We start from the raw sequence: 21,721 nt of genomic DNA on the forward strand, positions 1-21,721 counted from the left end.
GGACGTTTAGAGAGCAGGTGTTGGCAGCAGGGATGCTGCCGCCAAGCCTACAGGGATGTATTTACGGCGTCCTCGGCAACTGCTCCTGCGTTGCCCTACTACACGCCATCCCTGGCGTTATGCGCTCTGAATGTCCTGGCCCTACTTAAGTTGGTAGCCGGTTATTTTCAAGGCGCTGATTTAGGCGATGATGCCAGCTCTATTAACACCCTGATTTTAAATACTTTCAGCTTTATTACTTCAGTATAGAAATTAGTAACCGAAACTCTTACAATGCACCGGTTACTTTTTTTCTTAAGGTGTTTATGTCGTTACCGTTTCAAGACTATGCGTTACTAGAAGATGATGAATGCGATGCGCGTATTGTCGCTGCCAAAGCCGAATTAGGTGAGCGCTGTGTGATTTTAGGCCATCATTATCAACGTGATGAGGTGTTTAAACATGCTGATTTTACCGGTGATTCGCTAAAATTGTCGCGTAATGCGGCACAATCTGCGGCAGAGTATATTGTGTTTTGCGGTGTGCATTTTATGGCAGAAGTGGCGGATATTTTGTCGCGCCCTGAGCAAGTGGCGATTTTGCCTGATTTAGCAGCGGGCTGTTCTATGGCCGATATGGCTAATTTGCATAAGGTGAGACAATGCTGGGCCGAGTTGTCCGAGGTGATTGATGCTGACAATACCGTGACGCCAGTGACGTATATTAATTCCTCTGCCGATTTAAAAGCGTTTTGCGGTCGTCATGACGGGATTGTTTGTACCTCGTCGAATGCACAAAAAATTCTGCAATGGAGTTTTGCTAAACGCGAAAAAAGTGCTGTTTTTCCCCGATCAACATTTAGGGCGTAATACCGGTTTTCGTATGGGTATTCCGTTAGAGCAGATGGTAACCTGGGATTTTACTAAGCCTAAAGGTGGTTTAACCGATGAACAAATCAAAGACGCCAAAATTATTTTATGGAATGGTTTTTGTTCAGTGCATCAGATGTTTAAACCAGAGCAAATTGATAATTTTTTAACCCGCCATCCGGAAACTATTGTTATTGCCCATCCTGAAGCGTGTTTTGAGGTGTGTCAAAAAAGCCGATTATGTCGGTTCTACTGAGTATATTTTAAGCACGATTAGAGCCGCCGAGCCTAATACGCGTTGGTTGGTGGCAACTGAGTTAAACATGGTGAATCGCTTAAACGAAGAGTGTAAAGCACAAGGCAAGCATGTTCATTTTATGTCGCCTATGTTGTGCATGTGTTCGACCATGTTTAGAACCGATCCTCAGCATTTAGCGTGGGTGTTGGAGAATCTGGTTCAAGGTTATGTCATTAATCAAATTCAAGTACCTGAACAAGAAGCATTATTAGCTAAGCGTGCGTTGGATAATATGTTGTTAGTGAGTTAGGTTTGGGTTACTCAGCTTAAACCAACAATGTTCGGCTAAGACATGAGTAGGATTAAGGTCAGGATGGAGAAAGGTTGTTGGTTGCTCTATCATCCCCAAGCGCTGCATGACTGCGCGTGAGCGTGTGTTATGCAGCGCAGTGAAGGCAACGATTTCCGGCAAGTTCAAGCGCTGAAAACCCACGGTCAACGCCGCTTGTGCCGCTTCGGTGGCATAGCCTTGCCGCCAATACCGGACGGCTAGGCGCCAGCCAATCTCTACACAAGGCGAAAAAGGCAGATTAGCTGAAGGTATGTGCAAACCTACAAAGCCTATGAAGTCGTGTGCCGCTTTTAATTCTACCGCCCAAAAACCCCAACCTCGTTCCGCGATTAAGGCTTGGCAACGCATAGCCATAGCGTCGCTCTCGACGTGCGTTAAACGATTAGGAAAATATGCCATGACGCTAGCGTCAGCATTGAGCTCAGCAAACGGTTTAAAGTCGCTTGCTTGCCATTGACGCAAATACAAGCGTTCGGTTTCCAGTTCTATGATAGTTGTCATGGCTTTGGTTGTTAGTAAGGTAAATCTGGATTTTTACTTACAAGTCACTTGGAAGTCTAACCCCGTTGACCCAGTTATATCAAAGCCCAGAAATTACTACTGTGGGTTGGAATTTAATACCTTAAGAAATTCTCGCATTGTAGCCGCAAACTCTTTTGAGTTCACCGACTCTAGGCGATGTGTAAGCAATCCTCGCACATGCTGAAACTCTAATGGATCGGATTCGATATTGCCCATTGACCAATTTTGAAACATGCGTTCGTTTGCGGGGGATATATGGATTATTCGGCAATCACTGTGTCTTCGGTCATCTATGATCTTGACATACTGCTTAAGCACTGTTGTTTCGGGTCCTTCTAGCACTTGGACAAATAAATTTCCACCATGAACAAGAACACCGGTAACACCTAACCGTGTGTTATTCCGTTGAGAAACCTCTAAAATGTTTTTTACTTGCTCTTTAGTAATTCCGATTGCAGCTTGGCTTAAATAAAGCATTCTAATCATATTCAAATACCCGCAATCAAATGTAGACTTTATTTAATCTTGACACACCTTATCGCGTCAGCGTGAATAATAACATAGGCGTAGGGCGGTTTCGCGACAGCAAACCGCCATCGGTGTACCCCGAGGGCGGATTGCCTATCGGCGAATCCACCTTACATCTATACGCCTTATGAGTTGGTTGGTCCCTCTATGTGACGAAAAACAAACTCATATCATTGATGCAGAAAGCTTGTTTGTGGCATCAATAATTACAATATTTTCTGCGCCTTCCTGATCTATACTTTTAAGAATGCGACTTACTTTAATTATCTCAGCTTTCGTATAACACAAGATAACCTTTATATCACTTATTGATTTTGATGCTTTTTTATATATCTCTGTTTGGTTCAACAGATTTCTCTTTAATGAAGTAGAAGCTGCAAGTTTGAATTCTACGATTGTAGAATCTCGCTCTCCGTATGATATTTTATAATCTGCTGGGCCTCTTCCATTATTTACTTCGGAATTAACGTCATAAGGAGTTGCGAACCATGTTAGTTTAAATATTCTCTGAATTGTTTCTTCAGATGCTATTGCTTTACCTTTCTTGTAAAAAATTCTGTAGCCATCATTATTTTCAATGACATCCTTTAAATAGTGGGCGCGTTTAAGAGCTGCTTCATAACTCGTCGGCTTTATACCGAAAAAATTACTGCTCCCTGATACTCTTTCACAAAATTCCGCAAGGGTTGAAATTAGCTCTGTTTTAATTATTTCAATTTTTTTCGGCAGAAATTTTAGCCGCTTTGTCTTTCGTATTCTCTTTGTGTTTGATGTAGTAATCCAATATTTCAGGATACTCTTTTATAGTTTCGCCGATAGCTCTCTCTATATCTTTTTGTTTGGGTTGTTTCGGCAGTCTTTTTTGGAAATAGTGATTAATTGCATCACGAAGTGATGAGTTTTCTAAGGCATTAGTTATTCTTCTAAATTGACTTCTTAGATCACTGTGACAAATAAAGGCCTCATCTTTAGTTAGTATGTCTAAAGGGGTTAAGAGAATGTAATCACCATTTTCTAAATAGAAGTATGGAAGAACAAAAGACCTTGGCAACCAAGCCATTAATTCATTATTAAATTTGCACCTTACTGAAAATTCTTTTCTTTGATCTTCTCTCAAATATTTAAGTGCAAAATTTTTGTGTATACTCCAAAAGAAACTCAAGCATGATGTTGGTTGTGAAATCACTTATAAAGTCGCGGCCAATTCCGGCGCCAACTAATGTTAGTTTTTCTATATGGGCTGAGGATGAAATAGTTTCATTGCCAAAATTTGAATAAAATCCATTAAATGCTTTAATCAAATTGCCGGCAAATTGTGGCCCTAATCCTTTTCCAACATTCCCCCATTTACATAAGCCTAGCCAATTTTGTTTCACCTCTGGAAACTGAAATAATCTAGCGTCAACACTTGGATTATTAGTGGCAAGTTCTTTGAGGGCAATTAAGTGATTTACGATTTGATCGTGTAATTCGGTGTACTCTGGTTTTTCCGAGGAAAATAATAAAAATGGGTCTATGAATAATGGTAAGTCCGCATCAATGCAGATATTAAGGGCTCCATAAGCATCTAGCACATCCCCATCAATTTCGAAATATTCTGAGAATAGTAATTTTATGCTCATTTGTTTCCTTAATACTCAACGTAAAGTAGCCCCCTTTTTTAGGTGCCACGGATCACACACAAATCGGTGTGTTTCCCGATTCGTGTTTATTGTTTTTTAAGGATATTAATATACAACCCAGTCGTTAGCAATCTTTTTGTTAGTATTGAGTTATACATCTATAAATTCCCCTTCCTAAGTTGCTTGATCAGGTGCGTGATTGGTTGGGTGTGAAGTATTGCAGTATTAGTACTAAAGACGCTTATCTGCAATAGATTAAGCGCTTTATTTTATTCCACGGTAAGTGCCATCCTAATGAATTGGGCGCCGCTGAGATTGAGCAGTTTTTAACAGACTTAGCGGTTAACTGCCATGTGTTGTCGTTTTATATCGTGAGGTATTTGGCATTGAGCTACCTTGGTTAGACAAAGTTGTACGGGCTAAGCCATCCCAACGTTTTGCCCGTAGTTAACGCGTAATGAAGTACGAGCGGTGTTTCTGCGCATTACCGGCTTGTATGGCTTAATTGCGAATCTACTTTAGGGATTGCCGAGATCTAGAACACAGGGATGTGCTTGGGGAGTGCCATCCATGGCACTGGATTCCGGCAATCCATGCCGGAATGGCGGGTGTGTGCAAAACTATGGATTTCTAGTTGGAAGCGGTTTAACAGCCGTAACACCACCACTGCTTAGATTATGGAAAATAAATACTCCACCGCATACCCCCTAAGCTTTGGCTTTTACCCCCTTCTAATTTACCGCCTAATAAGTTGATTAACTCAAAAACAACGGTGACGCCTATGCCGTGACCGTGTATGTTTTCATCGGCACGTACACCACGTTTTAATATGTCGTTGAATTTGCCAACCGGAATACCTGGGCCATCGTCTTCGATTTCGAGCAAGGCGGTGAAGTCACGCCTTGCTTTGCGGGGTTTTAAGCTGACCGTCACTTTAACGTTATGTTGGCACCATTTACAGGCATTATCCATTAAGTTGCCGACAATTTCGTATAAATCGCCTTGTTCGCAATATAGTAAGCATGTATCGGGAAGTTGTAGTTGGAACACTATGTTTTTTTCGACATAGACTTTGTTTAACGTGGCTGCAATTTTATTGACTGTTTCGACTAGGTCTACGGTTTTAATACCTTTTTGCTCACCTTTTGCGGCGGCTCGGTGTAATTGGTATTCGACAATTTCATCCATGCGCGCGATTTGTTCTTGCACCGTATTAGGGTTAAACGATTCTATGCAACCGCGCAATATCGCCAGCGGTGTTTTTAAACTGTGTGCTAAATCGGCTAAGTTATTGCGGTAGCGTTCTAAATGCGCGCGTTCCATGTTAATGAAAACGTTTAAATTACCGACTAGGCCTTGTAATTCAGGCGGATATTGACCGTCTAAATGGGTTTTATGGCCTTGTTCGACGGCTTCTAGGTCTTTCGCAATCCTGCGCAGTGGACTTAATCCCCAACGTAAAACCGTGACTTGTATTAAAATCAAAATGATGGTGATGATGACTAGGCCTAAGCGCAAGGTTTTTTGCAGTTGTTCGACTTGCTCGCTGACAAAGCGCGTGTCTTCTTCAACGGTAATCACATAGTCGCGCTCAACACCTTTTAAATTTTGCCAGACTATGTCGTAGTGCAACGAATAACGTGATTGCTTACTGAAGTTAAAAATAAAATCGCCTGGCTTGATTGCTTTCGGCACGTCAGCATCAAGCCCTATCGCTGAAGGCGAGCGCCAAATAAGTTTTTTGTGGCCTTGATGGATGAAACCATAGAGACCAGAGCCGGGAATTTCAAATCGTTCTTCGGGTAGCGTAGGCGGCATGGTTAAATCGCCGCTTTCATCCATTTCAGCCGCCGATAATAATGAATAAATCTGGATTTGCAGACGTTCTTGTAGCGCTTTTTCCGCGCTATCGCGGAAGCCTTGTTCCAGTAATAACGCGACTAAAATAAAAAACAACGCTAAAACAAGACCTTCAGCAAGAATAAGACGGGAGCTTAGTGATTGATTACGCACGGATAGAGAGCTGATGGGTTAGCTGTCGGCCGGGATTCTATAGCCACGACCGCGTAAGGTTTCTATCGGTTTGCGCGTACCGTCCGGATCGAGTTTTTTCCGCAACCGACCAATAAACACTTCAATGACATTGCTGTCGCGGTCGAAGTCTTCATCGTAAATATGTGCGGTTAATACAGTTTTAGAAATTAATTCGCCTTTTCTTAGCATTAAATATTCTAAGACTTTGTATTCATAAGCGGTTAACTCTAGTTTTTCACCCGATACCATGACTTCTTGAGCTAAGGTATCGAGTTCAATATTGTCGTGGCTGAGTACAGGATGCGCAACGCCCGCTGAGCGCCGGATGAGCGCGTTAATACGTGCAAGTAATTCTTCGTAATGAAACGGTTTAACTAAATAATCGTCGGCACCGGCTTCTAAACCTTCGACTTTTTTCTTGCCAGCGGTTTCTCGCGGTTAAGATTAAAATCGGCACGGTGATTTTGTTTTTACGCAGTTTTTTAATCAGCTCTATACCCGAAAAATCAGGTAGTCCTAAGTCGATAATCGCAACATCGATAGGGTATTCTTTGCCCATGTAAAGCCCGTCCGTTCCGTTATGGGCCGTATCAACCGCATAGCCTTTATCAGCAAAGTAATGCCGAATTTGTTCACATAACGTGAGTTCGTCTTCAACCACTAAAATTCGCATACGCTGTTCCTGGTTTTATCGTAAGGATTGGGAAAAATAATTTTTAAACACGCTGTCAAACGCAAAGCCTATAGATTCGCCTAATTTTCCGGCAAGACGCTCTATGAGTTGCTCTTGTTTCGTGAAATCAACTAATTTTTCCGCACCGATGATGTTTTTAGCTACCGAGTCATCATTACCATACTCGTCAGCGATGCCTAGTTTTAGGCTACGCTCACCGGTCCATACTAAGCCGGAAAATAAATCCGGGTCATCGTGTAAACGGTTACCGCGACCCGCTTTTACTGCGCCAATAAATTGTTGATGTACTTCGTCTAATAAGCCTTGCATATATTTGGTTTCATCAACTTTAGGGGGCGAGAACGGGTCTAACATGGCTTTATGGCTGCCAGCGGTTAACAAACGGCGTTCTATGCCTAGCTTTTGCATACCGTTGGTATAACCGAAGCCGTCCATTAATACGCCGATAGAGCCTATGATACTGGCTTGGCTGACAAAGATTTTTGTCGCTAGCGGCGGCAATGTAATAACAACCTGACGCACAAATGTCGCTGACTACGGTGTATATAGGCAGGTTAGGGTGTTGCTTTTTGAGTGCGCGTATTTCGTCATAGACATACGCCGATTGCACAGGGCTACCGCCAGGTGAATTAGCATGCAGAATAATGCCTTTAGTATTTTTGTCTTTAGCGGCATTGCGTAGGCTTTCGATTAAATCTGAGGCATTAGAGTCTTTGCCTTCGGCAATCATGCCAACTACGTTAATGACAGCGGTATGTTGGCCATCACTGGAGACAAAGTTTTTGTTCAATTTAGGGTAAACAGCAACACCGAGTAATAGGATTAAGTACGCCAGCATTGCGAATTTAAAAATTAAATTCCAGCGTCTAGCGGTTTTTTGTTCGGTTAAGGCGGCAAACGCTAATTTTTCCAGCGTTTCGCGTTCCCAGCCAGGTTTGTTTCCATTTAAATTTTGTTCAGCCATAAGTTAGTTTTGTAAGTAATGTAATAATTCAGTCGGTTGTTGTAAGCACAATAACGGATTAAATTGCTGTAAAAAAGTCTTGACTATGCGCTCCGCAAGCAACAGCAATCGACGCGATTTCTGCATTCATCGCCATTTGTAAGTCATGAGCGGAGTCGCCTACCATTAAAGTGCGTTCTTTAGGGATATTGGTGTGGGCAAGGATTTCATTGAGCATTTTTGGATTGGGTTTAGATGCGGTTTCATCGGAACACCGTGTGGTGCAGAATAGCTCAGCAGTGCCAGTGCCGGCTAAGGCTTCATTTAAACCCAGACGGGTTTTACCTGTGGCAACAGCCAGTTGATAGCCTGTATTTTTTAACTGCACCAACATATCGTATACGCCTTCAAATAAATCCTCACGTGACGGTGGTTTAGAAAAGTATTCATGACTGTAATAACTCACTAATCGTTCCAATTTTTCGCTATCGGCTTCTGGAAAAAAAAGTTTATGCATGGCTTTATCGATGCTTAAACCGATGACATCTTTGGCGGCTTGCCGTTCCGGTATATGGCAGCCATACTGTCGTGCGGCATTTTGCAAGCAATGGGTAATCCAGTCTATTGAATCAATCAGTGTGCCGTCCCAGTCGAAGATGATTAAATCAATTGCCTCTCTCATTATTATGTTCATGTTATAACGCTTCGTTGTTAAGTAACTGTTGTAACTGTTCCGGTAGCGGTGCAGAAATAGTCATAGACTTTCCCGTTACCGGATGTTGAAAAGTTAAGGTTGCCGCATGTAAAAACATCCGATGATAGCCTTTGCTTCTGAACTGTTTGTTGACGTCTTCAATACCATAACGCTCATCGCCAATGATGGGATGACCTAAACTTTTAGCATGGACACGGATTTGATGGGTGCGGCCGGTTTTCGGTGCGGCTTCCACGAGAGTGGCAGCCTGATACAGCTTTATTCGAGTGAAGACGGTTTCAGCCTCTTTACCAGTTGCGCTAATCATAACCATACGTTCGCCGCTTTGACGGATATTTTTTTGTAGCGGCGCGTTAACGGTTTGTTTAGTTTTAGCCCAACGTCCGGCGAGTAATGCGAGATAGGTTTTTTGCACCCTATCTTCGCGAAATAACTCATGCAATTGCCGTAATGCGCTACGTTTTTTGGCGATTAATAAACAACCTGACGTGTCTTTATCTAGGCGGTGAATTAATTCAAGGAAGTGGGCGTCAGGTCTTAATTGCCTTAAGGCTTCGATAATACCGCCATTCATTCCGCTGCCGCCATGTACAGCAAAGCCAGCCGGTTTGTTTAACACAATTAAACCGTCATCTTCATATAAGATAGCGGCGTCTAGTTTATGTTGTAAATGATGTGAAACTACAGTAGGTTGTTCAACCTCAGCCATTCTAATCGGAGGGATACGCACGATGTCGCCTATGCAAAGGCGATATTTGGCATCAACGCGACTTTTGTTGACTCTGACTTCGCCTTTACGCACAATCCGGTAAATACGACTTTTAGGCACTCCTTTCAAGCGTGTAATCAGGAAATTATCTAAGCGTTGATCATCGTAAGCTTCGGTAATTTCCACTAACTCAACTTGGGTTTTTAAGCGTTGTTCTTCTATACTCATAGCAGCCGGATACGTTATCTCGTTTTAGTTTGATGTGCAGCGTTAAGGTTGTTATATTAAGCATGTTTTAGCTAAAAACATACTATGCTCTTGAGTTTTAAGCGAGGAACAAGCTAAAACAGCTCCTTTAAGAGCTCCTAATCGGAAACCCGAATGGAACTATCTTAATGAGTAACTATTCAGATCCCCACCCCATTTTTTTTGGTATGCTCGATAGTGGTTGTTTGTTGTCATCGAGGCTAAAAATATCAGAGGTCTGAATAATTACCTAAACGAGAGCATTCACTCAATGTTGCCCAGCAGATCGGAACAAAAAGCTAGGTTCAACCAAATAATTCGGGTGTGTCGCACAACCCTAGATGTGCGCTTATTTTATTCCTGTTTAATCAGACAATCAGAAAGACAGGTATTGCATTAACTCGGCTGGGCTAAGGTTCCATAACAAGAACATACATATGTTTTCAAGCGCTTCAAGGAAGGCTAAACGTATGCAGGGTTTGCCCCTATCTTAAGCCGAACCTGTCCTATCATTACATCTGGCAATGGAGCAGGACATTACAAGGATACAAAATGAAAAGAATGCTTATCAATGCTACGCAGGCGGAAGAGCTGCGAGTCGCTTTGGTAGACGGTCAAAAACTCTATGATTTTGACATCGAAGTCCCTTCAAAAGAACAAAAGAAATCAAATATTTATAAAGGTGTTATCACGCGTGTCGAACCTAGTTTAGAAGCTGCCTTCGTTAATTACGGTGCGGAAAAACATGGTTTTTTGCCATTTAAAGAAATTTCTCCTGCTTATAGACAACCTGCTGACAATACCAGTAACGATGGTCGGCGACCCAGCATTAAAGATACTATAAAAGAAGGTCAAGAAATTGTCGTGCAAATCGAGAAAGAGGAGCGCGGTAATAAAGGTGCAGCATTAACCACCTACATTAGCTTAGCAGGTACTTACTTAGTATTAATGCCAAATAACCCTAAAGCTGGTGGTATTTCGCGGCGCATAGAAGGTGAAACGCGCACCGAGCTAAGAGAAGTCATGGCTTCGCTAGAAATACCTGAAAACATGGGTTTAATTGTACGCACCGCCGGTTGTGGCAAAAATGCCGAAGAGCTGCAATGGGATTTAAATTATTTAATGCAGCTCTGGGAGGCGATAGAGCGTTCTGCCCAAGAACAAGTTGCGCCGTTTTTAGTGTTTCAAGAAAGTAATGTCATTATTCGTGCGTTACGCGACCATTTACGCGGCGATATAGATGAAATTTTAATCGATAATCAAGAGTCGTTTGCGCTAGTACAAAATTTCTTAAAACAAGTCATGCCCCATTTCTTGCCTAAAGCTAAGCTTTACCAAGATCAAGTGCCATTATTTAATCGCTATCAAATCGAGTCGCAAATTGAAGTGGCTTATGGGCGGGAAGTGTCGCTACCATCGGGTGGCTCTATTGTCATCGACCATACCGAAGCATTAACGTCTATTGATATAAACTCGGCGCGCGCGACTAAAGGCAGTGATATTGAAGAAACGGCGTTAAATACTAATCTTGAAGCCGTGGATGAAATTGCTAGACAGCTACGATTACGCGACTTAGGCGGATTATTTGTCATCGACTTTATCGATATGATGTCCAGCAAAAATCAACGCTTAGTAGAAAACCATTTACGCGAAGCCTTGAAAATGGATAGAGCCAGAATCCAAACGGGCAAAATTTCACGGTTTGGTTTATTGGAAATGTCCAGACAGCGTATGCGCCCGTCTTTAGGCGATTCAACGCAGATTACCTGCCCGCGCTGTAAAGGGCAAGGCACGATACGCAATGTCGAATCCGTCGCATTATCGGTATTAAGGTTGATTGAAGAAGAGGCAATGAAAAAATCGACCGAAAAAGTCATTGCGCATCTTCCTATTGAATGTGCGGCGTTTTTTTTATTAAACGAAAAACGTAGTGCTATTGAGCAAATCGAAAGCCGACTCAAAGTGGGTATTATTGTGCTGCCCAGCAAGCACTTAGAAACACCGGCGTATGAAATTGAGCGTATTAAAGAAAAAGAAACCGCTAGTGACGAGAAGCCAAGTTATATGCAAATTAAAACTGAGGACATTGCTGTTCCAGAATTTGCACAACATGTAAAACCAAAAATTGAACAAGCCGCAATCAAAGAATTTTTACCAGAACGGCCTGAGCCGCTGCCGAATAAAAACGAGGCGGCAAGTTTAATTAAGCGGTTTTGGACTAAATTAGTGACTTCGTTAACGACGGTTGACACTGATAATGGCGACGTTAGCACGGAGGCTGCTCAAGAGCCACCGGTAAAACAAACCTCAGATGATTATTATCAGAACTCAAAAAGTCGAAGCTACCAAAACCGCAAACGCAGCAACCATAGGAATAAAAACTACTCACGTGAGCGAGATAGTCAGCAATCAACAGCAGCGGCAGAGTCAGTACAAAATTCAGAGCAGGTATTAGAGGCCAGGCCGTCTAAAGTTTCTGGGCGTAACGTTAGGCCCAACTTGCCGTTGCATACAGACAAAGCAGAAATAGAGCGTGTTGAAAACACTGCAGAGGATGTGGTTTCAATGACCACCGACAATGGCTCTACTGCTAGCGACGAAGCGGCAAAAACCTCGTCTAAAAAATCTTCATCCAGACGTGGACCTAATCGTCGTAGATCGCGTAATTCCAATTACAAAAAACATAACTCAAGCAACGATACAGCTGCACTTGATAATTCTGGCTTCGTAGCTAAAGAGGGGATTAGCGCTGATACCGAGCATAACGTTCCTGCACAAGAGTTTAAGCAGCCGGTAAATCAAGAAAATACGGCTAGTCGTGATTTTAATCCCGCATATTTGCCGGTTATTGTTTCTGATGTGAGTGGGTATAGCAAGGCTGAAAATCATGCTGAGCGTTCAAGCGAACAGCACGCAAGAGTGGTAGACAATATACCCGATGCTAGCGCATTTCGCGCTTCTGATTCTGAAACGGGTTAATGCTTCGGTTTGAGGGTTACTATAGGTTTTGCGTTTTGACTGTCAGCTTAAGCTGACAGTCACTAAGAGTATTGTCATTTCGGCACTGACGATAATGGCCCACAAAATGAATAATTTTTAGCAGGGTTGAAAAACACTACTATACTTGCTGCGTAAGGACTTTCGTGTTGCGGTTATTACTTGTTTGATTAAAAGCGCTTACGAAATAAACCGTACTCGTCAGACTAATGAGTGAAAGTGGTTGTTCGGTAAGCGTATGTATTTGATACGGGTTGTTGGGCGTTTTGATAGTGTGTAAGTACGGATGAAAGATCACGTTTTATAGGTAGATTATGAGCTTGTTTAATCGTAAACAAAAATGCTGTGCTTAGCATTGATATCAGTACGGCGGCCGTCAAGATGCTAGAGCTGAGTAGGCAAGGGGCGCGCTATAGAGTTGAGAGTTATGCGGTTGCCCCTTTGCCTAAAGATGCGGTTATCGATAAAAATATTACCAATGTTAATCTGATAGCAGACAGTATTAAGATTGCGTTAAAACAGTCTGGCTCTAAGCTGAAGCAAGCAACTGTCGCCGTATCAGGCTCAGCGGTAATGACTAAAATCATTACTATGGATGCTTCGCTAAACGACAGTGAAATGGAAGAGCAAATTATGATTGAAGCCGATCAATACGTGCCCTATTCATTGGACGAGGTTAATTTTGATTTTGAAGTTCAAGGCGTTAACGAAAATAACCCAGAGATGGTCGATGTTTTACTCGCGGCGTCGAGAAGAGAAAATGTCGAAAATCGAGTAGAGGCGTTACAAAAAGCGGGTTTGATAGCGAAAATCGTCGATGTAGAAGCTTTTGCAATGGAAAATGCATTTACCTTGCTGACGAGTCAATTTGCGGATGGCGCTGAAGGACAAACTGTTGCTATTGTTGATATGGGCGCGACGATGACGACGTTAAACGTATTGCACGATGGTCACAGTGTTTATACGCGCGAGCAAGGTTTTGGTGGCAAGCAACTTACCGAAGAAATTCAACGTCGCTATGGCTTATCCTATGAGGAAGCAGGTTTAGCGAAACGCCACGGCGGGTTGCCTGACAATTATACGATAGACGTTTTGGAGCCTTTTAAACGGGCAATGGTGCAGCAAATACAGCGCTCATTGCAGTTTTTTGTGTCATCAAGCGCAAATCGAGGTATCGATAGAGTAGTATTAGCCGGTGGCTGTGCATCGATACCAGGGGTTGACCAGTTGGTCGAAAAGAGTTTGGGCGTCCCCGTTTATGTAGCTAATCCGTTTGTAAATATGACGTTGTCACCTAGAATTAAGCCTCAATCCTTAAGCAGTGATGCGCCAGCGTTAATGATTGCATGTGGTTTAGCGTTAAGGAGTTTTGACTAATGGCAAGAATCAATTTACTTCCTTGGCGTGAGGAATTAAGAAAGCAAAAGAAAAAAGGACTTTATCAATGCAATGGCCTTATCGGCATTAACAGGCGTGCTGATTATCGGTGTTGTTCATGGGTATATTGAGACACTAAGGTCTTATCAAGAAGAGCGCAATAAATTGCTCGAAGCAGAAATTGCAATTTTAGATAAAAAAATTGTTGCGATTAATAGCATTGAAGAGAAAAAGCGCAAATTAATGGCTAAGATAGAGTTAATTCAAAGGTTACAAGAAAGTCGGCCTGAAATTGTGCATTTGTTTGATGAAATTCCCAAAGTTACACCAGATGGTGTTTATCTGAAAAAAATTTGTACAAATAGGTGAAGATTTAACCTTTGAAGGCAAGTCGCAATCTAATGCGCGGGTGTCGGCTTTTATGAGAGCGATAGAGGCTTCTCAATGGCTGAATTCACCGGTGTTAGATGTGATTAAGACGGTGGAGAAGAATAATCCCGATGAAACCAGTGACTTTATTTTAAAAGCTAAACAAGGGAATAAAAATAAACAACAATCCCAAAGTCAAAATCCCACGGGGGCGGGAGCTAAACCATGAATTTATCTGATATAAATTGGGATTTTAATGCTGCGGGTACTTGGCCAAAGCCTATAAAAGTAGTTTTTATTGGTTTGGTCGGCATCATTGTGCTAGGCGCCGGTTTTTACTTCGATACCTTAGAACAGATTAAAGTTTTAGAAGCATCAGAAAAAAAAGAACATGATTTAAAAAATTCATTTGAGACTAAGCAAAGAAAAGCCGTTAACTTAGAAGACTACCAAGATCAGCTTACGCAAATAGAAGCCGAGCTATACGAAATGATTCGGCAAATGCCGACTAAAGAGGAAGTTGCTAGTTTATTAACCGATATTTCCCAAACCGGTTTAGCAAGTGGGTTAGAATTTCGATTGTTCAAGCCAGGTGCGGCTATTCGTCGTGATTTCTATTCAGAACTGCCGATTAATATTGAAGTTATTGGTCGATATGAAGAATTAGGCTTGTTTATTAGTGGTGTTGCTTCTTTGCCACGGATTGTTACGGTGCATGATGTCAGTATTTTACCAATGGACAAGAATGGTAAAGCGGTTACTAAGACAGCTAATACCTCTGATAAGGATATTAAGCCGGGCTCTATGTTAATGAAAGCTGTTGTTAAAACGTATAATGAAGGTGTGGCACCGGCGCCTGATAAAGATAAGAATGCTAAAGGTGCGAAAGGAGCTAAACAACTTAACAAGGGGAAAACCAAATGAGGTATGGCAGATTTGCGATTCAGCCAGACCAGTCTACTCAGTTAATTGGTCTAATTGTATGCTTGTTGTTAGGTGGTTGTGCTAATAATGATATGTCTGATTTAAAACATTATATAAATATCGTAAAAGCTAGACCCAAAGGCGTGATAGAGAAGTTGCCTGAAATAACCATGGTTGAGCCATTTTTATTTCAGCCAGATGAACTGCGCGATCCTTTTAAGCCTGTAGAACAACCAGAGCAAGCTGATAACACAGAGACGACTACCGGTAACGGTTTAAAGCCCGATTTTGATCGTAGAAAGGAAGAGCTGGAGGCATTTCCTTTGGATGGATTGAAAATGGTAGGCACAGTGGATATGAAATCTACCTTATGGGCTTTGGTAAAAGCTAGCGATAACACCGTACACCGTGTTCATGTGGGTAATTACATGGGTAAAAATTTCGGAAAAATCATTCGTATAAGTACGGATAAAATTGAACTAATGGAAATTCTGCCTGATAAGCCGGGGACTTGGCGTGAGCAGCAAACTACAGTACTGTTGACAGAGTGAATTGAGGATAAAGAATGAAAACGAAACAATGCGGCGTCATGTTATTAAACAACATGGTTAGAACAGTGTGTAATTACAGCGGCTTGTGGCTGGTTTTATTTATCTTCCATTGCGCTTCGACTCAAGCGGCAGAGCTTGCTATTTCTAATTTAGAAGTTGCATCGATTGCAGGTGGAAAACTACAAGTTGAATTGGCAATGAGCGGTACTCCCGTTACGCCAAAAGTTTTCCATACCGAAAATCCCGCTAGAATAGCGTTAGATTTTGTCGGTGTTAAAAATGGGTTACCTAAAAAAATGTACACGGTAAACCAAGGTGTTGCCAGTAACATTTATATTGCAGAGTCTGGTGAGCGCTTAAGAGTTGTGGTCAATTTATTAGAATCGGCACCTTTTGAAACGCATATAGTAGGCAATAAAGTCGTATTAACGCTTGATAGGGCGGCTAATGCTGCGGCAAAGCCGTTAACTAGCGTTGCTACAAAACCACAACCTCATGCTGCGGCCATGACTGGCTCAAATGTGGCTGATTTAATGCCCAGACAAACCATTAGCGGTTTTGATTTTAAACGCGGTGAAAAGGGTGAGGGAAGGATATTAATTTCATTAGCCAATCCTAATACAGTCGTCAACACTAAAGAAGACAGTGGTAAAGTTGTGGTTAGTTTTTTAAATACTATTTTACCTGTGAGCATGTCTAAACGTTTAGATGTGTCTGAGTTTGCTACCCCAGTTAAATATATCGACAGTGAGACTAAAGGTAGTGAAACCAAGTTGTCTGTTGTCACGCAGAATAGTTTTTATGATTACTCGCTCTATCAATCCGAGGGCTTGTTGACGATAGAATTTCGTCCGTTGTCCAGCGCTGAAAAAGAGAGTTTGGAAAAAACGAGACAAAAATATACCGGTGAGCGCCTATCGCTAAATTTCCAAGAAATTGATATTCGTAGCGTGATTGCGATATTAGCTGAATTTACTGGGCAAAATGTGGTAGCCGGTGATGATGTAACAGGTACCATTACGCTTAAATTAGATGATGTGCCTTGGGATGAAGCCTTGGATTTTGTCATGATGACTAAAGGCTTGGAAAAATACGAAACAGGTAATGTTACGCTAGTGGCGCCGGTAGGTAAGATTAAAGAATACAAAGAAAAACAAAAAGAAACCGAACTCGTTGTTGAGCAATTAGATCCTTTAGTCACAGAATACATACAGATTAATTACGCTAAAGCAGAGAATTTTAGAAATTTATTATATGGAATGGATACAGGAGCATTTGGCAGTTGCGGTATTAGAAATAACCGTACGTCGGCATCTACAGGTAGCCAACAAAATAATCAATTTACTAATCAAAACCAAAACAATAATCAAAACTCGAATTCAAGAACGACAGGTTCAACGGCTAATGATAGATTTAAGTTGTTGACAGAGCGTGGCTCAGCTGTAGTTGACTCTAGGACTAACACGCTCATTGTTAGAGAAACTGCTAAGCGTTTTAGAAGATGTAAAAAAATTAATTGCAAAACTAGATATTCCAGTGCGGCAAGTGATGATTGAATCACGGGTTGTTATCGCAACCAGTAATTTTGCCAAAGAATTAGGGGTGCGTTTTGGTGTCGTGGGCAATAATGCGACAGTCAAATCAGGGGAAATTATAAGTAGGGTTAACGGTACCGCATCGGGTACTACAACCGGCGGCACGACATCTCCAGGTACTATCGACGGCACCGATGTATTAAACGAGGCATTAGTTGATTTAGGCACATCGTCAAATCCCTATGGTGCATTAGGTATGACATTGGCCAGAGGCGCTGATTACGTGTTAAATTTGGAATTATCGGCTCTACAAGACCAAGGCCGTGGTGAGTTAGTATCCAATCCTCGGGTGATGACCACCGATCGTTGCCAGGCCAGCATTAAACAAGGTGTGCAAATACCTTACCAAGCGTCTAGTGCTAATACCGGTGTTAACGTGCAATTCGTCGATGCAGTGTTGCAATTAGATGTCACACCCCAAGTGACACCTAGCGGCAGTATCATCATGGATTTGTATATTTCTAAAGATGAAGTCGGTACAGTAACCAACGGTATTCCTAGTATTGATACCCGAAATGTCAGAACCAATGTACGGGTTAATGATGGCGAGACGGTGGTATTAGGAGGTATTTATGAAGGTATTTACGATAATACTATTAACAAAAGTGCCGTTTTTTGCAGATTTACCGGGTATAGGCTTTTTATTTAAACATACACTGACAACCGATGAGAAAAAAGAGCTATTAATCTTTGTAACGCCTAAAGTGATGAAAAATGCTGCCGAAGAATTATAACTAGCTTTAATCAGACAAGCCCTCGCTATGCGGGGGCTTTTTTATGTCCGTTACGGTATTAACCTTTTCCGCGTGTGCGCGTTTTATCTTTACAGGTTTCAAGCGATTCTAAACGCTTTTCTATAAATTGAATAATGAGCCCGGCAATGTCTTTGCCGCTAGCGAATTCTATGCCTTTGAGACCGGGTGAAGAATTGACTTCCATAATGACTGGGCCGTGATTAGAGCGTAACATATCGACGCCACATACGTTTAACCCCATAATTTTAGCGGCGCGTACCGCAACAGAACGCTCTTCTGGTGTTAACCGCACTAAAGTTGCAGTGCCACCGCGATGTAAATTAGAGCGAAACTCACCATCAGCCGCCTGCCGTTTCATCGCGGCAACGACTTTGTCGCCAACGACAAAGCAGCGTATATCACTACCGCCTGCCTCTTTGATAAATTCTTGTACCATAATATTAACTTTTAATCCCATAAATGCCTGGATGACACTTTCAGCGGCATTATGAGTTTCAGCTAGTACGACGCCTATGCCTTGCGTACCTTCTAATAATTTAATAACTAACGGTGGGCCGCCGACTTGATCGATTAAATCAGCAATATCGTCGGGATTGTTAGCAAAACCGGTGACGGGTAAGCCTATGCCTTTTCTTGCTAACAGTTGCATTGAACGTAATTTGTCACGCGAGCGGGAAATGGCAACCGATTCATTTAAAGGCATGACGTTCATCATTTCAAATTGTCTGAGCACCGCCGTACCATAAAAAGTAACCGAAGCGCCGATTCTTGGAATAACCGCATCAAACCCAGTTAAGTCTTCGCCACGATAATGAATAGAAGGATTATGTGAAGTAATATTCATATAACAGCGTAACACATCTAAAACTCTGACTTCATGGCCTCTTGCTTGTGCGGCTTCGACTAATCGAGTCGTTGAATACAGTTTAGAGTTACGCGATAAAATAGCAATTTTCATAATGTTTAGTAATGGCTAAAACTCTGTATATTTTGGCATGAATTAATTGAACAAGCATTAGAAATCATTTAGGTGACAGCTTGTTTAACCAAGCGAATCCAGCCTGAAATAACAGTTAATTTATGCAATAATGAACGTCTTTTTTTGGCCATTCATTCGCTTATGTTAGAAAGAAAAATTTTGGTGACCAGCGCCTTGCCATACGCTAATGGACCGATTCATTTAGGTCACTTAGTAGAATATATACAAACTGATATTTGGGTGCGTTTTCAAAAACAGCGCGGTCATTGCTGTTATTACGTGTGTGCTGATGACACGCATGGTACACCTATTATGCTAAGAGCTGATAAAGAAGGCATTACGCCAGAAGCGTTAATTGCTCGCATTGCGGCTGAACATCAAGCTGATTTTGCAGATTTCAGCGTCGCTTTTGATCATTATCACAGTACGCATTCACCAGAAAATCAAACGTTAGCAGCAATGATTTATCAGCGTTTACGTGATGCTGGCCATATTAGCACTAAGACGATTACCCAAGCGTTTGATCCTGTTAAATCAATGTTTTTGCCAGATCGCTTTATCAAAGGCGAATGTCCTAAATGTGGCGCACAAGAACAATATGGTGATGGTTGTGAGGTCTGTGGTGCGACGTATAGTCCTACCGATTTAAAAAATCCAGTGTCTGCGCTTTCGGGCGAAAAACCTATCGCTAAAGAATCAGTGCATTATTTTTTTGAGCTAGCGCATTTTAAAGACATGCTAGCAGATTGGACACAAGCAGGGCATTTGCAATCGGAAGTGGCTAATAAGTTAACCGAATGGTTAGACGGCGGCTTACAGCCGTGGGATATATCGCGCGACGCACCTTATTTCGGTTTTGAAATCCCTGATGCGCCGGGTAAATATTTTTATGTATGGTTAGATGCGCCAATTGGTTATATGGCGAGCTTTAAGCACTTATGCGATAAGCAAGGGCTTAATTTTGAACAATTTTGGCAGGAAAATAGCACTACCGAGCTTTATCATTTTATTGGTAAAGACATTATTTATTTCCATGCCTTATTTTGGCCAGCGATGCTGACTGGAGCTAATTTGCGTAAACCTAGCGCGATTTTTGCGCATGGGTTTTTAACGGTGAATGGTGAAAAAATGTCTAAGTCGCGTGGTACGTTTATTACTGCCAGAACATATTTAGAGCATTTAAACCCTGAATACCTGCGTTATTATTTTGCCGCTAAGCTAAGTAGCGGTGTCGACGATTTAGATTTGAATTTTGATGATTTTTGCCAACGGGTTAATTCAGACTTAGTCGGTAAAGTGGTTAATATTGCTAGTCGTTGCAGCGGCTTTATTAATAAGCGCTTTGTCGGGCGTTTAGCAGATAGCTTAGCGGAGCCCGAGTTATATGCTGAATTTATTCAAGCGAGTCAACGTATTGCTGAATACTATGAAGCGCGCGAATATGGTAAAGCGATGCGAGAAATCATGGCGTTAGCTGATAAAGCCAATCAATATATTGATGAGAAAAAACCTTGGCTATTAGCTAAACAAGAGCAAGCAGAAACTGAATTACATGGCGTTGCCTCCATGGGTATCCAATTATTCAGACTATTAGTCGCGTATTTAAAACCTGTTTTGCCCGTCTTAACCCAACAGGCTGAGCAGTTTTTGAGTACTAACTTAGCCTGGCCAACTGATGCGATGCAGCCGTTATTAAGTCATACCTTAAATGAGTTTAAGCCATTAATGACTCGGGTAGATGCTGATAAGATTGACGCGATTATTGCGGCATCTAAAGATAATTTAGAAAAAACCGTTGCGGTAGCCAAACCTAAGCAATTTGAAGCGATTGCCGACACAGTTGATATAAGCGACTTTGCCAAATTAGATTTGCGTATTGCCAAAATCATTCAGGCCGAAGCCGTAGAAGGCTCAGATAAGTTACTAAAATTGACAGTGGATATTGGCGATGAGACCCGAACCATTTTTTCTGGCATTAAAACGGCCTACGCACCTGAACAATTACAAGGTAAATTAACCTTAGTTATTGCCAATTTAGCGCCGCGTAAAATGCGTTTTGGCATGTCTGAAGGCATGGTGTTAGCGGCTGGCCCTGGCGATAAACAGATTTGGTTATTAAGCCCTGATGACGGTGCAGTCCCTGGTTTGCGTGTGAGCTAATGGCGAGCGTTGACGATATTAATGCCTTATTACCACAAACTCAGTGTGGGCAATGTGGTTATAAGGGTTGTTTACCGTATGCTGAGGCGTTGGCATTAGGGCAAGCGGAGATTAATCAATGTCCGCCCGGCGGTGACGAAGGAATACGCGACTTAGCCTGCTTATTAAATTTGCCTGTTAAGCCGTTAAACCCTATACACGGTGTGACTAAACCTGCTCAGGTTGCGTTAATTATTGAGCAATTGTGTATAGGGTGTGCAAAATGCATTGTAGCCTGTCCAGTCGATGCAATTGTTGGGGCGGCTAAGTTTATGCATACTGTTATCAGCTCAGAATGTACCGGCTGTGAATTATGTGTGCCGCCTTGTCCTGTCGATTGCATTGTTATGCAGCCAGTGGTTGCGGCGCCAGGCGTTGACAGGCGTGTTAAAGCGTTGCTTGCGAAACGACGTTATGACGCAAGAAACCTGCGTCTACAACAACAAGCACGTATCCAAGCGGAAAAAGCTAAAGCTAGAAAAGCGGCAGTCACTGCATTAAAACAAACGAGTAATGAAACGTAA

At 42.1% G+C, this 21,721-nt stretch carries 22 protein-coding genes and 3 pseudogenes; 13 read left to right on the top strand and 12 right to left on the bottom strand.

The genetic code is table 11. The features are described 5' to 3' along the window. Positions 1 to 305 precede the first annotated feature (305 nt). Positions 306 to 1,396 (top strand): annotated as a pseudogene (gene nadA, locus VZ94_RS11550) (quinolinate synthase NadA). Here the strand turns inward: nadA and VZ94_RS11555 are convergent. From VZ94_RS11555 to VZ94_RS27015, 5 genes are all read right to left on the bottom strand, one after another. Further along, complete coding sequence (locus VZ94_RS11555; protein ID WP_045779348.1) at positions 1,385 to 1,939, bottom strand: GNAT family N-acetyltransferase; 555 nt, start codon at positions 1,937 to 1,939, stop codon at positions 1,385 to 1,387. The pseudogene nadA and the gene VZ94_RS11555 overlap by 12 nt on opposite strands. 96 nt (positions 1,940 to 2,035) lie before the next feature. Further along, positions 2,036 to 2,446, bottom strand: coding sequence for a BLUF domain-containing protein (locus VZ94_RS11560; RefSeq protein ID WP_045779361.1), 411 nt, complete (start codon positions 2,444 to 2,446; stop codon positions 2,036 to 2,038). A 207-nt stretch (positions 2,447 to 2,653) separates the two neighbouring features. Then, positions 2,654 to 3,283, bottom strand: coding sequence for a DUF8371 domain-containing protein (locus tag VZ94_RS33485; protein ID WP_500684253.1), 630 nt, complete (start codon positions 3,281 to 3,283; stop codon positions 2,654 to 2,656). Next, the gene (locus VZ94_RS27010; RefSeq protein WP_204369123.1) at positions 3,201 to 3,605 is read right to left on the bottom strand and encodes a hypothetical protein; all 405 of its coding nucleotides are present in this window, start codon (positions 3,603 to 3,605) and stop codon (positions 3,201 to 3,203) included. Before VZ94_RS27010 ends, VZ94_RS33485 begins: the two co-directional genes overlap by 83 nt. 4 nt (positions 3,606 to 3,609) lie before the next feature. Next, on the bottom strand, positions 3,610 to 4,110 hold the full coding sequence (locus VZ94_RS27015) for a DUF8370 family protein (protein WP_204369124.1): 501 nt from the start codon (positions 4,108 to 4,110) through the stop codon (positions 3,610 to 3,612). Positions 4,111 to 4,409: 299 nt separating this feature from the next. On the opposite strand from VZ94_RS27015, the gene VZ94_RS32040 reads away from it, so the two are divergent. Then, positions 4,410 to 4,514 carry a hypothetical protein gene (locus VZ94_RS32040; RefSeq protein WP_439097731.1) on the top strand — a complete coding sequence of 35 codons (105 nt, stop codon included), beginning with the start codon at positions 4,410 to 4,412 and terminating at the stop codon, positions 4,512 to 4,514. Positions 4,515 to 4,785: 271 nt separating this feature from the next. Here VZ94_RS32040 and VZ94_RS11570 read toward each other — a convergent pair whose 3' ends face one another. The 6 genes and pseudogenes from VZ94_RS11570 to rluC all read right to left on the bottom strand — a co-directional run bounded on the left by VZ94_RS11570 (position 4,786) and on the right by rluC (position 9,433). Beyond that, positions 4,786 to 6,123, bottom strand: coding sequence for an ATP-binding protein (locus VZ94_RS11570; RefSeq protein ID WP_045779349.1), 1,338 nt, complete (start codon positions 6,121 to 6,123; stop codon positions 4,786 to 4,788). An 18-nt stretch (positions 6,124 to 6,141) separates the two neighbouring features. Further along, positions 6,142 to 6,817: pseudogene (locus VZ94_RS11575) on the bottom strand (response regulator transcription factor). 15 nt (positions 6,818 to 6,832) lie between these two features. After that, positions 6,833 to 7,273, bottom strand: coding sequence for a S49 family peptidase (locus VZ94_RS32045; protein WP_338040361.1), 441 nt, complete (start codon positions 7,271 to 7,273; stop codon positions 6,833 to 6,835). Beyond that, positions 7,197 to 7,802: a S49 family peptidase gene (locus tag VZ94_RS32050; RefSeq protein ID WP_338040362.1), complete on the bottom strand. Its 606-nt coding sequence runs from the start codon at positions 7,800 to 7,802 to the stop codon at positions 7,197 to 7,199. Before VZ94_RS32050 ends, VZ94_RS32045 begins: the two co-directional genes overlap by 77 nt. A gap of 58 nt (positions 7,803 to 7,860) precedes the next feature. Continuing rightward, positions 7,861 to 8,475, bottom strand: a complete 615-nt coding sequence (locus tag VZ94_RS11585) for an HAD-IIIA family hydrolase (RefSeq protein WP_338040363.1) — start codon at positions 8,473 to 8,475, stop codon at positions 7,861 to 7,863. Between the two features lies 1 nt (position 8,476). After that, positions 8,477 to 9,433 (bottom strand): 23S rRNA pseudouridine(955/2504/2580) synthase RluC, encoded by a 957-nt coding sequence (gene rluC, locus VZ94_RS11590; protein WP_045779350.1) that lies wholly within the window; start codon positions 9,431 to 9,433, stop codon positions 8,477 to 8,479. Between the two features lie 570 nt (positions 9,434 to 10,003). On the opposite strand from rluC, the gene VZ94_RS11595 reads away from it, so the two are divergent. The 9 genes and pseudogenes from VZ94_RS11595 to VZ94_RS30710 all read left to right on the top strand — a co-directional run bounded on the left by VZ94_RS11595 (position 10,004) and on the right by VZ94_RS30710 (position 17,998). Beyond that, positions 10,004 to 12,430: an Rne/Rng family ribonuclease gene (locus VZ94_RS11595; protein WP_082081586.1), complete on the top strand. Its 2,427-nt coding sequence runs from the start codon at positions 10,004 to 10,006 to the stop codon at positions 12,428 to 12,430. A gap of 332 nt (positions 12,431 to 12,762) precedes the next feature. Next, positions 12,763 to 13,825 (top strand): annotated as a pseudogene (locus VZ94_RS11600) (pilus assembly protein PilM). 72 nt (positions 13,826 to 13,897) lie between these two features. Then, a complete protein-coding gene (locus tag VZ94_RS32055; RefSeq protein WP_338040365.1) occupies positions 13,898 to 14,194 on the top strand; it encodes a PilN domain-containing protein in 297 nt (98 codons plus the stop codon). A gap of 40 nt (positions 14,195 to 14,234) precedes the next feature. Then, positions 14,235 to 14,423: a PilN domain-containing protein gene (locus tag VZ94_RS32060; protein ID WP_338040367.1), complete on the top strand. Its 189-nt coding sequence runs from the start codon at positions 14,235 to 14,237 to the stop codon at positions 14,421 to 14,423. Then, the gene (locus tag VZ94_RS11610) at positions 14,420 to 15,118 is read left to right on the top strand and encodes a type IV pilus inner membrane component PilO (RefSeq protein ID WP_045779352.1); all 699 of its coding nucleotides are present in this window, start codon (positions 14,420 to 14,422) and stop codon (positions 15,116 to 15,118) included. The genes VZ94_RS32060 and VZ94_RS11610 overlap by 4 nt, the downstream gene beginning before the upstream one ends. 92 nt (positions 15,119 to 15,210) lie before the next feature. After that, on the top strand, positions 15,211 to 15,669 hold the full coding sequence (locus VZ94_RS11615) for a pilus assembly protein PilP (protein WP_338040368.1): 459 nt from the start codon (positions 15,211 to 15,213) through the stop codon (positions 15,667 to 15,669). A 14-nt stretch (positions 15,670 to 15,683) separates the two neighbouring features. After that, the gene (locus tag VZ94_RS11620; RefSeq protein WP_239649873.1) at positions 15,684 to 17,225 is read left to right on the top strand and encodes an AMIN domain-containing protein; all 1,542 of its coding nucleotides are present in this window, start codon (positions 15,684 to 15,686) and stop codon (positions 17,223 to 17,225) included. Next, a complete protein-coding gene (locus tag VZ94_RS30705; RefSeq protein ID WP_275575215.1) occupies positions 17,218 to 17,913 on the top strand; it encodes a secretin GspD/PilQ domain-containing protein in 696 nt (231 codons plus the stop codon). Before VZ94_RS11620 ends, VZ94_RS30705 begins: the two co-directional genes overlap by 8 nt. Continuing rightward, entirely contained in the window at positions 17,837 to 17,998 is a 162-nt protein-coding gene (locus VZ94_RS30710) for a secretin GspD/PilQ domain-containing protein (RefSeq protein ID WP_275575216.1), read from the top strand. The genes VZ94_RS30705 and VZ94_RS30710 overlap by 77 nt, the downstream gene beginning before the upstream one ends. Positions 17,999 to 18,056: 58 nt before the next feature. Here VZ94_RS30710 and rimK read toward each other — a convergent pair whose 3' ends face one another. After that, a complete protein-coding gene (gene rimK, locus VZ94_RS11625; protein ID WP_045779354.1) occupies positions 18,057 to 18,977 on the bottom strand; it encodes a 30S ribosomal protein S6--L-glutamate ligase in 921 nt (306 codons plus the stop codon). Between the two features lie 162 nt (positions 18,978 to 19,139). On the opposite strand from rimK, the gene metG reads away from it, so the two are divergent. Together metG and VZ94_RS11635 are read left to right on the top strand one after the other, a co-directional pair. Next, complete coding sequence (gene metG, locus VZ94_RS11630) at positions 19,140 to 21,158, top strand: methionine--tRNA ligase (protein WP_045779363.1); 2,019 nt, start codon at positions 19,140 to 19,142, stop codon at positions 21,156 to 21,158. Next, positions 21,158 to 21,721, top strand: a complete 564-nt coding sequence (locus VZ94_RS11635) for an RnfABCDGE type electron transport complex subunit B (RefSeq protein WP_045779355.1) — start codon at positions 21,158 to 21,160, stop codon at positions 21,719 to 21,721. Before metG ends, VZ94_RS11635 begins: the two co-directional genes overlap by 1 nt.

It is taken from the genome of Methylocucumis oryzae (assembly GCF_000963695.1).
Classification (GTDB): domain Bacteria; phylum Pseudomonadota; class Gammaproteobacteria; order Methylococcales; family Methylomonadaceae; genus Methylovulum; species Methylovulum oryzae.

Excerpts from the sequence above, each read along its gene's own strand:
- VZ94_RS11555 (WP_045779348.1), bottom strand. The coding sequence starts at position 1,939 with ATGACAACTATCATAGAACTGGAAACCGAACGCTTGTATTTGCGTCAA.
- VZ94_RS11560 (WP_045779361.1), bottom strand. The coding sequence starts at position 2,446 with ATGATTAGAATGCTTTATTTAAGCCAAGCTGCAATCGGAATTACTAAA.
- VZ94_RS27015 (WP_204369124.1), bottom strand. The coding sequence starts at position 4,110 with ATGAGCATAAAATTACTATTCTCAGAATATTTCGAAATTGATGGGGAT.
- VZ94_RS32045 (WP_338040361.1), bottom strand. The coding sequence starts at position 7,273 with ATGGACGGCTTCGGTTATACCAACGGTATGCAAAAGCTAGGCATAGAA.
- VZ94_RS32050 (WP_338040362.1), bottom strand. The coding sequence starts at position 7,802 with ATGGCTGAACAAAATTTAAATGGAAACAAACCTGGCTGGGAACGCGAA.
- VZ94_RS11585 (WP_338040363.1), bottom strand. The coding sequence starts at position 8,475 with ATGAACATAATAATGAGAGAGGCAATTGATTTAATCATCTTCGACTGG.
- rluC (WP_045779350.1), bottom strand. The coding sequence starts at position 9,433 with ATGAGTATAGAAGAACAACGCTTAAAAACCCAAGTTGAGTTAGTGGAA.
- VZ94_RS11595 (WP_082081586.1), top strand. The coding sequence starts at position 10,004 with ATGAAAAGAATGCTTATCAATGCTACGCAGGCGGAAGAGCTGCGAGTC.
- VZ94_RS32055 (WP_338040365.1), top strand. The coding sequence starts at position 13,898 with ATGGCCTTATCGGCATTAACAGGCGTGCTGATTATCGGTGTTGTTCAT.
- VZ94_RS11610 (WP_045779352.1), top strand. The coding sequence starts at position 14,420 with ATGAATTTATCTGATATAAATTGGGATTTTAATGCTGCGGGTACTTGG.
- VZ94_RS11615 (WP_338040368.1), top strand. The coding sequence starts at position 15,211 with ATGTCTGATTTAAAACATTATATAAATATCGTAAAAGCTAGACCCAAA.
- VZ94_RS11620 (WP_239649873.1), top strand. The coding sequence starts at position 15,684 with ATGAAAACGAAACAATGCGGCGTCATGTTATTAAACAACATGGTTAGA.
- VZ94_RS30705 (WP_275575215.1), top strand. The coding sequence starts at position 17,218 with ATGATTGAATCACGGGTTGTTATCGCAACCAGTAATTTTGCCAAAGAA.
- VZ94_RS30710 (WP_275575216.1), top strand. The coding sequence starts at position 17,837 with ATGAAGGTATTTACGATAATACTATTAACAAAAGTGCCGTTTTTTGCA.
- rimK (WP_045779354.1), bottom strand. The coding sequence starts at position 18,977 with ATGAAAATTGCTATTTTATCGCGTAACTCTAAACTGTATTCAACGACT.
- metG (WP_045779363.1), top strand. The coding sequence starts at position 19,140 with ATGTTAGAAAGAAAAATTTTGGTGACCAGCGCCTTGCCATACGCTAAT.
- VZ94_RS11635 (WP_045779355.1), top strand. The coding sequence starts at position 21,158 with ATGGCGAGCGTTGACGATATTAATGCCTTATTACCACAAACTCAGTGT.